The organism is Bradyrhizobium sp., assembly GCF_049519115.1.
Taxonomy (GTDB): Bacteria; Pseudomonadota; Alphaproteobacteria; order Rhizobiales; family Xanthobacteraceae; genus Bradyrhizobium.
Genome location: NZ_JBEKRB010000027.1, coordinates 66,920 through 79,790 on the forward strand (window position 1 = coordinate 66,920; position 12,871 = coordinate 79,790).

At 61.3% G+C, this 12,871-nt stretch carries 15 protein-coding genes, 1 tRNA gene and 1 pseudogene; 5 read left to right on the forward strand and 12 right to left on the reverse strand.

Going from position 1 to position 12,871, the window contains the following annotated elements:
• Positions 1 to 122: 122 nt before the first annotated feature.
• Positions 123 to 1,013, forward strand: a complete 891-nt coding sequence (locus ABSE61_RS20340) for an SDR family oxidoreductase (RefSeq protein ID WP_423872924.1) — start codon at positions 123 to 125, stop codon at positions 1,011 to 1,013.
• 24 nt (positions 1,014 to 1,037) lie between these two features.
• On the opposite strand, the gene ABSE61_RS20345 is transcribed toward ABSE61_RS20340, so the two are convergent.
• The 7 genes from ABSE61_RS20345 to ABSE61_RS20375 all read right to left on the reverse strand — a co-directional run bounded on the left by ABSE61_RS20345 (position 1,038) and on the right by ABSE61_RS20375 (position 5,075).
• Positions 1,038 to 1,658, reverse strand: coding sequence for a YfbR-like 5'-deoxynucleotidase (locus ABSE61_RS20345; RefSeq protein WP_423872925.1), 621 nt, complete (start codon positions 1,656 to 1,658; stop codon positions 1,038 to 1,040).
• Positions 1,655 to 2,281, reverse strand: coding sequence for a DNA-3-methyladenine glycosylase I (locus ABSE61_RS20350; RefSeq protein WP_423872926.1), 627 nt, complete (start codon positions 2,279 to 2,281; stop codon positions 1,655 to 1,657). Before ABSE61_RS20350 ends, ABSE61_RS20345 begins: the two co-directional genes overlap by 4 nt.
• On the reverse strand, positions 2,278 to 3,159 hold the full coding sequence (gene ygfZ / locus ABSE61_RS20355; protein ID WP_423872927.1) for a CAF17-like 4Fe-4S cluster assembly/insertion protein YgfZ: 882 nt from the start codon (positions 3,157 to 3,159) through the stop codon (positions 2,278 to 2,280). The genes ABSE61_RS20350 and ygfZ overlap by 4 nt, the downstream gene beginning before the upstream one ends.
• A gap of 79 nt (positions 3,160 to 3,238) precedes the next feature.
• Positions 3,239 to 3,499, reverse strand: coding sequence for a hypothetical protein (locus ABSE61_RS20360; protein WP_423872928.1), 261 nt, complete (start codon positions 3,497 to 3,499; stop codon positions 3,239 to 3,241).
• 128 nt (positions 3,500 to 3,627) lie between these two features.
• The gene (locus ABSE61_RS20365; RefSeq protein WP_423872929.1) at positions 3,628 to 4,002 is read right to left on the reverse strand and encodes a TIGR02301 family protein; all 375 of its coding nucleotides are present in this window, start codon (positions 4,000 to 4,002) and stop codon (positions 3,628 to 3,630) included.
• 72 nt (positions 4,003 to 4,074) lie between these two features.
• Complete coding sequence (locus ABSE61_RS20370) at positions 4,075 to 4,500, reverse strand: NUDIX hydrolase (protein ID WP_423872944.1); 426 nt, start codon at positions 4,498 to 4,500, stop codon at positions 4,075 to 4,077.
• Between the two features lie 77 nt (positions 4,501 to 4,577).
• On the reverse strand, positions 4,578 to 5,075 hold the full coding sequence (locus tag ABSE61_RS20375) for a hypothetical protein (RefSeq protein WP_423872930.1): 498 nt from the start codon (positions 5,073 to 5,075) through the stop codon (positions 4,578 to 4,580).
• 62 nt (positions 5,076 to 5,137) lie between these two features.
• Between ABSE61_RS20375 and ABSE61_RS20380 the strand changes: the two genes are divergently transcribed.
• Positions 5,138 to 5,899, forward strand: coding sequence for an SOS response-associated peptidase (locus ABSE61_RS20380; RefSeq protein WP_423872931.1), 762 nt, complete (start codon positions 5,138 to 5,140; stop codon positions 5,897 to 5,899).
• Positions 5,900 to 5,909: 10 nt separating this feature from the next.
• Here the strand turns inward: ABSE61_RS20380 and ABSE61_RS20385 are convergent, their stop codons facing one another.
• The 4 genes from ABSE61_RS20385 to ABSE61_RS20400 are packed head-to-tail and all read right to left on the reverse strand — an operon-like array spanning position 5,910 to position 9,492.
• Entirely contained in the window at positions 5,910 to 6,542 is a 633-nt protein-coding gene (locus ABSE61_RS20385) for an aspartate/glutamate racemase family protein (RefSeq protein WP_423872932.1), read from the reverse strand.
• A gap of 44 nt (positions 6,543 to 6,586) precedes the next feature.
• A complete protein-coding gene (locus tag ABSE61_RS20390; RefSeq protein ID WP_423872933.1) occupies positions 6,587 to 7,036 on the reverse strand; it encodes a GNAT family acetyltransferase in 450 nt (149 codons plus the stop codon).
• Positions 7,033 to 8,460: an FAD-binding oxidoreductase gene (locus tag ABSE61_RS20395; RefSeq protein ID WP_423872934.1), complete on the reverse strand. Its 1,428-nt coding sequence runs from the start codon at positions 8,458 to 8,460 to the stop codon at positions 7,033 to 7,035. Before ABSE61_RS20395 ends, ABSE61_RS20390 begins: the two co-directional genes overlap by 4 nt.
• 42 nt (positions 8,461 to 8,502) lie before the next feature.
• Positions 8,503 to 9,492, reverse strand: coding sequence for an L-threonylcarbamoyladenylate synthase (locus ABSE61_RS20400; protein ID WP_423872935.1), 990 nt, complete (start codon positions 9,490 to 9,492; stop codon positions 8,503 to 8,505).
• A gap of 69 nt (positions 9,493 to 9,561) precedes the next feature.
• Here ABSE61_RS20400 and ABSE61_RS20405 point away from each other — a divergent pair.
• Positions 9,562 to 9,638, forward strand: a tRNA-Pro gene (locus ABSE61_RS20405).
• Between the two features lie 408 nt (positions 9,639 to 10,046).
• On the opposite strand, the gene ABSE61_RS20410 is transcribed toward ABSE61_RS20405, so the two are convergent.
• On the reverse strand, positions 10,047 to 11,318 hold the full coding sequence (locus tag ABSE61_RS20410) for a tyrosine-type recombinase/integrase (RefSeq protein WP_423872936.1): 1,272 nt from the start codon (positions 11,316 to 11,318) through the stop codon (positions 10,047 to 10,049).
• 849 nt (positions 11,319 to 12,167) lie between these two features.
• Here ABSE61_RS20410 and ABSE61_RS20415 point away from each other — a divergent pair.
• A complete protein-coding gene (locus ABSE61_RS20415) occupies positions 12,168 to 12,506 on the forward strand; it encodes a helix-turn-helix domain-containing protein (RefSeq protein WP_423872937.1) in 339 nt (112 codons plus the stop codon).
• A gap of 1 nt (position 12,507) precedes the next feature.
• Positions 12,508 to 12,871: pseudogene (locus tag ABSE61_RS20420) on the forward strand (ImmA/IrrE family metallo-endopeptidase); the annotation flags it as partial.

Genomic DNA, 12,871 nt, shown 5'->3' on the forward strand with positions numbered 1-12,871 from the left:
ACCAACTGTTCCCAATCTTTCCGTTTGTCACCGGCGCGCGCTGAGACGACGAGCATTGGGGAACGATCCGGCGTGCGTCGAGTCGTTCTCTTGTCGCAAATATTCCGGCAAGAGGAACTTCGATGGCCGCCCCCGTGCTCGACGATCCCACCAAAAAATATCCCAAGCCGCCGTACAAGCGGCAGTCTCAGCCGTGGCCAGGTCTTGCCAGCAAGATGGAGCCCCGACCGGACCACGGGGAGACGAGCTACAAGGGTTCCGGCAGGCTCATGGGCAGGCGCGCGCTGATTACTGGCGGCGATTCCGGCATGGGCCGCGCGGCGGCGATTGCCTTTGCCCGCGAGGGCGCGGACGTCGCCATCAACTATTTTCCGACCGAGGAGTCCGACGCCCAAGAAGTCGTGGAGTTCATCAAGGCCGAGGGCCGTGTGGCGCTCGCGATACCCGGCGACATCCGCGAAGAGAAATTCTGCAAGGAGCTTGTCGAGCGCGCCGTGCAGGGACTCGGTGGTCTCGACATTCTGGTGAGCAACGCCGCGCGCCAACAATCACGCGAATCCATTGCCGAGGTTTCATCGGAAGATTTCGACGCAACGATGAAGACGAATATCTATGCCCCGTTCTGGATCATCAAGGCTGCGCTGCCGCATCTCAAACCGGGCTCGGCGATCATCGGCACCGCTTCGGAACAGGCCTACGATCCATCGCCCGAACTCTATGATTACGCGCAAACCAAAGCCGCGACCATGAATTATGTGAAGTCGTTGGCCAAGCAGTTGGGTCCCAAAGGCATTCGCGTCAACGCCGTCGCGCCGGGTCCGATCTGGACGCCGCTTCAGGTCGCAGGCGGAGCTTCGATGGAGAAGCTCGAACAATTCGGCAGTCAAACCCCGTTGGGGCGCCCTGGACAGCCCGCCGAACTCGGATCGATCTATGTGCAACTGGCCGCCTCCGATGCGAGCTTTGCAACGGGGCAGGTTTATGGATCCGCTGGAGGGTCGGGGCAGCCCTAGGTTATTACGGTACGATCCGATCGATCATTCCGACGCCAGCGCCTTGAACCGCGCCAGATACCGCTTCTCGGCCTTGGCCGCGCTCCAGGGCGTCAAATAATCCTGCCTGGTGGCGGGTGACAATTCCGGATCGCGGCCGAACAGGCGCTTCGCCTCGTCGGGCGCGAAGCCCGCGAGTTCTGTCGCTTCCAGATAGGCCGCGCCTCTGTCAGCGACCTTGATGGTCTGGGTGATCTTGTCCGCCAGCACAGCCGGCAGGCCGAAGCGGATGTGGATGGCCGACAACAGGCGCTTTTCGACCGCCTTGTAGTCTTCGCCGAGCACCGCCTTGAACGGCGAGATCATGTCGCCGATGACGTATTCCGGCGCATCATGCAGCAAAGCGGCGAGCCGCCAGCTGATGTCGATGCGCGGCGCTTGTTCGCGCATCACGGCTTCAACCAGCAAGGTGTGCTGTGCCACCGAAAAGATATGCGCACCCGACGTCTGTCCGTTCCAGCGCGCGACGCGCGCCAGCCCATGGGCGATATCGGCGATTTCGATATCGAGCGGGGAGGGGTCGATCAGGTTGAGCCGCCGGCCCGACAGCATGCGCTGCCAGACGCGTGACGTTACAGGGTCTCCAGACGATTTCCTGGCCGTCATTTGACTTTGAGGCGGGGGCTGCGGCGTTTGCCGGTGCAGCTTTCATGGCAGAAGCAGGTGACGAGATGGTCGTTGACGATGCCTGTCGCCTGCATGAAGGCATAGACGATGGTGGGGCCGACGAACTTGAAGCCGCGTGAGGCAAGCTCTTTCGACATCTTGATCGAGAGCGGCGTGGCGGCGGGCACGCTCGCGGTGGTCCTGAACCGATTGACCGTCGGTTTGCCGTCGACGAAATCCCACAAAAACTTCGAAAAACCAGGACCTTCTTCCATGATCTTCAGATAGGACTTGGCGCCCGCAATAGTGCCCTCGATCTTGGCGCGGTTGCGGACGATGCCGGCGTCGTTCATCAGCGCGTGAATCTTCTTGGGCGTATAGCGCGCGATTTTCTCAGGCTGGAAGTCGTCGAAGGCTTTCCGGAAATGGTCGCGCTTGCGCAGGATCGTGATCCAAGACAGCCCGGCCTGGAAGCCATCGAGGATCAGCTTCTCGTAAAGCGCGCGGTCGTCATATTCGGGAACGCCCCATTCGGTGTCGTGATAGGCGACATAAAGCGGGTCTTCGCCCGGCCACGGGCAACGGGTTTTGCCGTCGGCATGCAGGCGCGCCGACTTCGTCATGCGACCGTCTGCTTCGGCGTGGTACGCAGTTCGTCCGGATCGGCGATGCGGATCGAGAGGCCTCCGGCCGTGAGCGGCGTGCCGGCCTCCAGCGCCTCACTCGTGCGATCAATCCGGATCAATGCCAGCCCATAATGGTCGGCGGCGGAGCCCATGGTGCCGACTGACTTGTCGCCGGCGAGGATCGTGGATCCTGCTTCCGGCGCCGGTCCATCCAGCATCACGCGTACGGTGCGCGTGCGCGCCGTGCCGCGGTGCTGCATCCGCGACACCACCTCCTGGCCGATATAACAGCCCTTGTCGAAATCGACGCCGGCGAGCCGGTCCATGTTGGTCTCGTGCGGGAAGGCGCCGCCATAGATGAAATCAAGACCGCCGCGGGGAATGCCTGTGGCAATGCGGTGGGCTTCATAGGCGGAAGCATCGACGAGGTCGGCGCCGATCAGTTTGGCGGCTTTCTGTGCAAGTTCTGCAGGGACGAGAATCCGAAGACCAAGCATGGCGTTACGCGGATCAGTGAAGGTGAGATCTGGCTTCAGCGCGGCATCGCCGTCCCATGCCGCGAGCACGCCGAGGCTGTCGGAGAGATTTTCGATTCCAACCTTGGCGCGTAGCCGATAAAAACCGAGCTTGTCGGCAAGCGTCTGCGCCAGCACTTTGGGACAATCGATCAGGAAGCCGCCGCCATGGCCGGCCGGTGCCTCGGTGATCAGGAAATCGACCGCGATTTTGCCCTGCGGCGTCAGCAACGCGCCGAAGCGGCCCAGCCCTGGCTGCAGCCGTGTCGTATCCGAGGTGATAATGCCGTTAAGGAAATCACGGGCGGCTTCGCCGGTGATTTTGACCACGCCGCGGTCGGGCAGAAACGCCGCTTTCATATCGAATTCTCATGTGACATTTCACGTGAGAAAGTAAGCCGCCGGTCGCTAAACAACAAGGCCCGGTAGGCGCTTGCGCTTACTGCCTCGCAAGCGAGGTGGAGAATTCGCCGTTGCGAACGCGATCGACAAGACCCTCGACGAATTTCGCGACCGCGTCCTCGCCATAGGTCCGGACCAGTTCGGCGAAGGCGGCAAACAGGCTCGCCTGTGCCAGGCAATCGCCATCGACCCCGTCATGCCGTGCCTCGGCCCAGGCTTCGCTGAGATAATTGAGCGCGGCCTGTTTCTGTTCTTGATCGGGCAGCAGGTCGCGGGCGACGAAGGGCGCGTGGCTCATGAAGGTGAAGCAGCTTTCGGGGCGAGGAATGGAGTGTGGTGTAGCATGCCTAACGGGGCTGCCTAGACCAGTTCTTTAAGAAAGGTTAACGCGGCTACAGAACTGCGAAAAAAAGCAAAGGGACGGCACTAGTTGGCGTAGCGCGCGGTCAGGTCGCGTGAAATCTTCAGGCCTTCGTCGATGTAGCGGCGGATCGCCAGCGTCGCCGCCGGCGTGCAGGCACGGTAGGTCTGCTGGAAGCCGTTATACCCGCGGTTGAAGCCGGCGATCATGCGCGCCCGCCGCTCGCCGCTCGGGGTTTCGGCGTCGAGCAGCGCCTGCATCTCGTTGCGCCACTTGCCGCCTTCATTGTTGCCGCAGATGCCCCTGAGATAATGCAGGGTTCCAAGAATTTCCGCGAAGCGCTGCAACTCGTTGTCGAACGGCGCGGCCGCGTCCTGTGCTTGCGCGGGCACGGAAAGGCCGCACAGGACGATGAGGACGAGGGCGAGATGTCTTGGCACATGAAGGGTCCGGGAAAACCCGTGTGGTATGCCTGCTCGGGATGCGCCGCGCAAGCCGCGGATTTTGATCGTTTAGACGCCTAAAACACGCCGGGCCGACTGGAGGACATCCAGCAGGCCGGGCGTCGTCTTGAGTTCGCCCAACGCATCCGGCGCGAGCCATCGGCAGTCGTCGAGTTCCTCGTTCAGCACGGGCTCGCCCGCGCTCCAATGCGCCGCAAATGACAGGATCACAAAATGCCCGCCGCCCTCGGCCGTCGGCATGACTTCACGCCAGGCAGCAAGGCCCACGATCTCGATTTTTATCGCCGTTTCCTCGGCGATCTCGCGATGGAGCGCGGCGTGGAGGGTTTCACCGAATTCGACGCGGCCGCCGGGCAGCGAATAAAAGCCCTTCGCGGGCGAGCGTGCACGCCGCACGACGAGCACCTTGCCCTCGCGGAAAATCGCCGCGCTGACCGCAAGCTGGGGACGGGATGGAGCGAGAGGCGCCAAAATCGAATCCGGGACGAAGTGTGTTCGCGTGACCTGTATTAGACTAGAAGCGCGACCCACTCCACCGCCGGCGTCGGCGATCAATGGTTCATGATGTAATCGACATCGGCGGCACCGTCGCCGTTGATAATGCCGCCCGCCTGCATCACCAGCGGTTTGACCCAACCGGAGGCCTGTTCGGCCAGTCTGGTGCGGGTGTCGTCTTGTGTCGCTTCCCGCATCGCCGCGCCTACCGCGGCCAGGATCGAGGTGATCGCGCTCGTGACGTTGTCGAACTCGGTGCGGACGCGAATGTCGGCGGTATTGTAGGCATCGATCGCCAGATCCCTTGCCTTGAAGTTCGAGGCCGTGAAATGTTCAGCGTAAGATAACGGTTCCCAACCGAGAAAATCCTCGGCGCATTCCGGCATATCCGGAATCATTTCCAGCAGCATCACAGCTTCGTTGAAGTGATTGAGATAGTCGGTGGCAAGTCCGGTGCGCGGATTGATATTGGCCGCGCGCAGTTGCGCCGCCCGCGCCGAGCTATCGGCGGTTACGGAGGCTGGCTGTATTGGCTGGGCGGCCGATGGCGTCATTTGTCGCAGTGTTGGGGTTCGGGGTAAAAAGTTACTAAAGAATATTTATCGGGATACCAATAATGTGCGGACGCTTCGTTATAACCTCGGCGCCAGAAGCTTTGCGGCAACTTTTTGGTTATTTGGAACAACCAAATTACCCGCCACGGTGTAATGTTGCTCCGACGCAACCGATACCCGTAGTGATGAACCAAAACGGCCGGCATTTTCGCTTGATGCGTTGGGGTTTTTGGCCGGCCTGGGTGAAAGATCCCCGTAAATTTACGCTCCTGATCAATGCCCGCGCGGAGAGCGTGAAAGAGAAATCGGCATTCAAGAATGCGATCCGGCGGCGGCGCTGCCTCATTCCGGCCGATGGCTATTATGAGTGGCAATCGCTCAGTGGCAGCAAACGGCCATATTTCATCCATCGCCGCGACGGCCGCCCGATCGGATTCGCAGGGATCGCGGAGACCTGGGTCGGGCCGAACGGCGAGGAGGTCGACACCGTCGCGATTGTCACGGCACCCGCAAGTGCCGATCTCGCTGTGCTTCACCATCGCGTGCCGGTGACGATCGGTACCGATGATTTCGAGCGTTGGCTTGATTGCCGTTCGGATGAGGCGGACAGCGTGACGCCGTTGATGCGCGGGCCCGAAGTGGGCGAATTCGTCTGGCACGAGGTCTCGGTGCGGGTCAATCACGTCGCCAATGACGATGCGCAACTGACGCTGCCGATCACCGAAGAGCAGCGTGAAGCCGAGCAATCCGGGCGAACCAAGAAACCCAGCCCGCGCAAAACCGCTGCCGCGGATTTCGACGACGGGCAGGGCAGTTTCTTTTAAACGGTTTAACTCAGCCGTTCAGCAACTGCTTCAGCTTGGTCACCGCGCTGTCGGGCGTCGTCAGCACCGGCAGTTTCGAGGCTTCGGCCACGAGTTCGGCAGCAGGCGCCATGCTGTATTGCGCCAGCGCAATCAGGTCGCAGTCGCGCAGGTCACGCGAGGCCTGCACGACCAAACGATCATGCTCGGCGCGGTCGCCGCGATCGAGTGCCGCCATGGCGCCCTCCACCAGTTTCGGCACCAGCGTCACCGTGCCCGGAAACTCAGCCGGCATCGACTGCAATGTCGGCGGAAAGGTCGAGAGCAGGCCGATACGGTGACCGCGCGCCACGGCCTGCTCGATCATCGCCTGGTTCGGCTTGAGCACGGGCTTGGGTGCGAGATCACGCGCCACGGCCTCGATGCAGGGACCGAAGGCCGAGCACGTGAAGAGGATCGCGTCGGCGCCGGTCGAGGCCGCATAGCGTCCGAGTGAGAGGAAGCGGTCGGTCATCGCCGAGGTCAATTTGCCGTCGCGCGCGACATCCGCCGACAGGCTGTCGTCGAGCAAATTCATCAGCGTTGCTTCCGGCCAAAGCCGAGCGAACGAGGCTTCGATCGGAACCAGCGAATGTTTGAGGGCGTGAACAAGGGCGATGCGCATTTTTGGTTCTCGTGGGCATTTTTCTGCCATTTTGAAGTTTTTGATTACGGGGTCGGCTCGCGTCCGTCGAGCCATTTCGCATAGATGATGCGTTCCTGCTCGGAATAGCCGAGGGATTGATAAAAGTTCTTCACGCTCTTGTTGTCGGGCCGCACCATGAGTTGAAGCTTTTCGATGCCGGTTTCGCGCAACCAGTTTTCTGCCGCATCCATCATGACGCGTCCATATCCCTTGTGACGATGATCGGGATCAACCGCGAGGTAGTAGACCCAGCCGCGGTGGCCGTCATGCCCGACCAAAACCGTGGCAACGATTAAGCCATCGTCGCGCCCGATCAGCACCGTGGCGTTAGATGCCTTTCGCGCGAACGCGATGTCGGTGGCCGGATCGTTCCACGGTCGCGTCAGGCCGCACGCCTGCCAAAGCGCGACGACGTCGGCGACATCAGCGTCGTCGATCGGGGCAATCGCGAGCGTTTGGACGGGGGCTGTCACAGCACCTTGCCCGGGTTCATGATCCCGAGCGGGTCGAGCAGCGCCTTGATGGAGCGCATCAACTCGATCGCGACCTTGTCCTTCACCTCAGGCAGTTCGTCGCGCTTGAGCACGCCGATGCCGTGTTCGGCGGAGATCGACCCGCCCATGCGCAGCACGATCGCGAATACGACCGCGTTGACCTCGTGCCAGCGCGCGAGAAAGTCGCTCGCCTTGGCGCCGACCGGCTGGCTGACATTGTAATGGATATTGCCGTCGCCGAGATGGCCGAACGGCACCGGCCGTGCGCCCGGAATGAGCTTGACGACCGCAGCGTTCGCTTCCGCAATGAAAGCGGGGACGGCGGCGACCGGCACCGAGATGTCATGCTTGATCGAGCCGCCTTCGGGCTTCTGCGCCGCGGACATCTCGTCGCGCAATTTCCAGAAGCCCGCGCGCTGGCTCAAATTTGCCGCGATCACGGCGTCGTCGACGATTTCCTGTTCCATGCCCTGCGCCAGGATCGACTCCAGCGTGCCGCGTGCGTCATCGCGCGAGGACGATAGCTCCATCAGCACGAACCAGGGATGTTGGCTCGCGAGAGGATTACGAATATCGATGCCATGTCGCACGCTGAAATCGACCGCGATGTCGGCAAGCAATTCGAAGCTGGTGAGACTTCCGGCCGCCTCGTTTTGCGCGATCGACAGCAGCTTCAACGCATCATCAGGCGACTTGAGCCCGACAAAGGCGGTCTCGATCGCACGCGGCTTCGGAAACAGCTTTAGCGTTGCCGCGGTGATGATGCCGAGCGTGCCTTCGGCGCCGATGAAGAGGTTGCGCAGATCATAGCCGGTATTGTCTTTCTTCAGCTTCGACAGGCCGTTGAGAATCCGTCCGTCCGCCAGAACCACTTCGAGCCCGAGCGCCATTTCGCGCGCCACGCCGAAGGCGAGCGCCGCGGTGCCGCCGGCATTGGTGGAGAGATTGCCGCCGATGGTGCAGCTTCCTTCCGCGCCCAGCGACAGCGGAAACAGGCGATCGACCTCGGCGGCCTTTTGTTGCGCGACCTGCAGTACCACGCCGGATTCGCAGGTCATGGTGTTGGAGGCCGGATCGATATCGCGGATCTTGTCGAGCCGCCGCGTCGAGACCACAACCTCGCCGTGATGCGGGGTCTGCCCGCCGACAAGTCCGGTATTGCCGCCTTGCGGCACCAGCGCGATTTTTTGTTCGCTGGCAAGCTTGCAGATCGCGGAAACTTCCGCGATCGAACCGGGCCGCAGGATCAACGGCGAGTGGCCGTGAAACAGCCCGCGCTCTTCGGTGACATAGGGCGCGACGTCGGCCGGCTCCGTTACCGCATATTTGTCGCCGACAATGGCGCGAAACCGGGCGATCAATTCGGGTGACAATGGAGCAATCGGCGTTTGGACGATGTTCATTGGGGTCACTTGGATTCTTGCTCTTTTATCTGCCCAGATCTTTTATCTGCCAAACGCGGCCCGGCGCAGCCGATCGTTGATGGCCTCACCCAGTCCGTGATGCGGCACCGGCATGACCGCAATGGTGCGCGCGCCCTTGGCATCCAGCTCACGAAGATAGCCGAAAAGATTGGCCGCGGCCTCGCCAAGATCGCCCGCCACGGACAAATTCATCACGGCTTTTGCCGCATGGGCGCCTTCGATGTCGGCATGGCCGAAAGCCAGAAGACCCTCGTCCGGCTCGATATGGCTGGCGTTGAGCCGCACCGGCGTGCGGGGCGCGTAGTGCGAGGCCAGCATGCCCGGCGCGAGCGGCTGGGCGTCGTCGTTGACGGCGTCTTCGGGCAGCCGTTGCAAGGCGCGGCCGAGCACGCGCTCGATCGCCTCGCGCGGCAGCCCGCCTGGCCGCAGCAGCATCGCGTCGTCAAGGCAGGCCAGAATCGTGGATTCGACGCCGACGCTCACCGCGCCGCCATCCAAAATCAGATCGATCCGCCCCGTCAGATCGGTTGCGACATGTGCGGCCGTGGTCGGCGAGACATGGCCCGAGAGATTGGCCGAAGGCGCGACCACCGCCCCGCCAAAAGCGCGCAGAATGGCCTGCGCGACGGGGTGGGCGGGAACCCGGATGGCGACCGTATCGAGGCCCGCGGTCGCGAGTTCTGCGACCCGGCAGCGGGCCGCTTTGGGCAGAACGAGCGTCAGCGGCCCCGGCCAGAACGCTTCCGCAAGGCGGATGGCGGTTGCGTCAAAACGGGCGATCTGCCGGGCGGCATCGATATCGGCGACATGAGCTATCAGGGGATTGAAGGCGGGGCGTCCCTTGGCCTCGTAGAGCCGGGCTATGGCGGGAGCCTGGGCGGCATCGGCGCCGAGCCCATAAACGGTCTCGGTCGGGAACGCGACCAGACCGCCTGCCGCAAGGCAGCGCCCGGCCGCCGCCACGGCGGCCTCATCGGCCGGCAAAATCTGCGTTTTCAGGCCCAGCTTCACAGGGGTTAAATCCTTAAACATCGGCGCCTTGCGGTGCGCGAAAGCCGAGGCTATAAGCCGCGTTCTTGTCGGAGTGTGGCTCAGCCCGGTAGAGCACTGCGTTCGGGACGCAGGGGTCGCAGGTTCGAATCCTGCCACTCCGACCATTATTTCAGTTACTTATACTTTCGATGTTTTTCGCGCGCAACGAAATGCGCAACAAAATAGGATAGTCCGCGTGGCCTTAATCGTCGAAAAACGCATTCCGACGACCAATCGCGGCGAGACGATTTTGCTCCGCGTTGTGGCGGCGGGTCTCTTCATCATCAGGGGGTGACCTCCTATGACCGGGGCGAAGATGCCGAGTTGGTCATTCGCTCGGCGGCTCGGCAAAAATCGACGCGGTTCCCTCGGACGGGAGCGGCAATCCGAGCAGCAGGCGGGATGGCCTGTCGCACAAGTTTTGGTGCGAGGGGTGTAAGGGCGTCGACGAGGACATCCTCGAACTCACCATCTCTCAGCACAAAGGGATCAACTCTTTTAGGTTGGCGCTACTCCGCGAAGGCACCGCCAGATTAGCGCCGGCCGCCAAATGCCTGCGCGGCTTCGTTCTGGAAGTCGGGGTGGTGGTGGCCGTAGTTTTCCTCAAGTTGTTCGACCGTCATGCCGAGCCAGCCCGCGGCCTCCCACAGGTCGGTACCCTGCTGCATCAGCCAGGTCGCCGCCGTGTGACGCAGGGTGTGACGGACGACATCCTCGTCAAGCCCTGCATCCTCGAGGATGCCTTCCCACGCCGAGCGTATCTTGCCGGCCAGCGGCTGGCCGTCATGCGTGCGGTGGACGATAAAGCGAATTTGTTCGCCGTCCTCCATCAGGCCAGTCTTGTGCAGTTCAGCCGAGCGCTTCACGTCCAGTCCGCGCCAACGCAGGAGGTGCGGCCGTAGCCGCGTGGCGATCTTCGCCGGCGGCCGCCGCTTTTTGGTGCGCGCCTCCGCGGCGCCGCGGCCGAGATAGACCATTCCGTCAAGGTTCATCCATGGATGCGTGGTCGTCGCCACCCACTGCGTCCGGCGGATAGTTTCCTCGCGCCTGGCGCTGTAGAGGCCGATCAGGATGAAGCGCGCCGCAGGTTGTCGCCGTCTGATGATCCAGCGTTCGCGCCGAAACAGCGTGCGGTCCTCGCGCCGCTTCCAGGTTCGTCGCTCAGGGGTCCCATCCCAAACATAGCCGAGTGCCGCACCAAGCAGTCGTGCGGCCTCGTTACGATTCAGCCAGCGGTGCCGCCCCTCGCTTTTCGTCGGCAGCGTAATCTTCGGCACGACCGACAGGACGTATTCGGCATGGTAAGCGTTGAGGGCGGCACGCAAATCTTCGAGCCGACGGCGCGCCGTCTGGTCGGATACGGTGCTTGAGCGAGCCGCGATGCCTTTTCTCTTGTTGTTTTCGTTCGGCGTGCCGGTGGACCAGTCAGCAAAGTCGCGGCAGAGCTGCGCCTTGATGTCAGCCACCATCGAGCCGCCGAAAAACGCATTGAGGTCCAGCAGCCGGATGAGCAGCAGGTCATGTTGCGCCAGTGGGCGAGCTTCTTCCGATTTCGGCCGCTTCAATCCCTCATAGAAAGTAAGGACGTCAGCAACGGCGAGGGAGCGAGGGTCGGTTACCCCGATAGTGGTTGTGTGCAGTGACCCGATGTACTTTTCGAGCGCTTTCGCTGCGCCGTCAATATTGTCGCGGCCGCAGCCTGTGCGGATCTGCCGTCGCTTTCCGCCCGCCCGATCGAGGATGACCCAGCATCCTTCGTCTTCTCGGAACCAGAGTCGTGGCGGCTTGGCTTTGCGACCAGGCATGATGGTGTCACCAATTTGCGGATTGCGCGAGGCGTTGTCAGATTTTTGCCCGCAACCTTGGCGATTTCAAGAGTCCCGGCAGCCACAGCCGTCCTCAGCGACGACAACGTCAGCGGCCCGGTGGGGAAAAAAACTGCAACAGCCTCGATGAGCGTCATCACTTCATCCTCGCCCCACTGCGCCGGATCGGGACGAGCTTTCGCGCGGCTGAGTTTGTCGTCGTGACGCCTGGGCATACTTTACCAATTGACGTTGGCGAGGCAGGAACTTCTCGGCTTGACCCGGCCCTCTTTGCAGCATCACGACCAGACTTCCTTTTCGGAAGGGGAACCTCTGCTGGGTACGACAATCAGCTAGCGTGGAGTAGGCTTCGGACAGTCGAACCCCAATCTTGATACCGGCTACCATGGCTCGCTCCGGTTGCCGTCGTCCTCTCAAGGCTGAAACAGGGGTTCGATTCCCCTCCGAAGCTCAAGCATGCTGTTCGGCGTTCGTGGTACCCGAGATCGTACCCGAGCCTACGAGGCCGCGCCGGGGGAGTGCGAATATGGCTGCTGATGAAGCATGCTGGAGAACGCAGTCGGTGGATAACCGCGGGACGCGTGCCGAGGCGGAGTAGCACTGTCGAGTGACTGGTGGGCCTTCTTGGACACCTATCGAACATTCTGTATTGCGCCGCCCCCTGAAGTCCGTGAAATTTTTGAGACTTTGCGAGATGGACATTTCTGATAGCCGAAACCACTCGGGCTTTTTCGTAAAGATTGGGATTGTGCAAGCGAATTGACGCGAGTCCAAGAACGGACTACGCTAATCCGCGTATTAGCGTCTTCAACCGTCCAAGGGAGTATTATGGCCACGAGTGAGCAGACATTCGGCGGTGCTATCGCCGAAGCTCGAAAGTCAAAAAGCTGGAGCCTGAAGGATCTGGCATCCCGTATCTTGCGCGAAGACGAAGAGCCCATCTCTCCGCAATATTTGAATGATATCGAACATGATCGCCGAAGCCCTTCTTCTGATCGGATGGTGCAACAATTTGCTGATATTCTCGGCATCAATCGTGACTGGCTCTACTATTTAGCCGGGCGGTTTCCTGAAGATGTTCGGGTAAAGAACCTCAGCGAAAAAGAGGTGACCGAAGCAATGGTGGCATTCAGAGGTGGGCCTTCAAAGGGAAGGAATCGTAGGTAGTGTGAGGTACGTCCCGGACAAGACTGGAAGGTTTTCTCAACGCCCGCATTACAAGCCGGAAGAGCTTGATCGCGAGTGCGAAAACATTGTTGCCGCTTTTTTGAAGGATCGCTGTGGGAAAGTCAGTTATCCGCTTTCCACGGATGATTTAACGGTATTGATCGAGCGCGATACGGAATCCTTGGATCAGTTCGCCGATCTTTCAGCCTTCGGTCCCAAAGTCGAGGGTCTAACTCTCTTCCAGCCCAGCCGTAAACCAAAGGTCAAAATCTCGGCTCGCCTTGCAGAGGATGAGTACCGACAAAATCGCCTTCGTACCACTTTGGCCCATGAGTACGGACATGTCCGCTTTCATGCCTACCTGT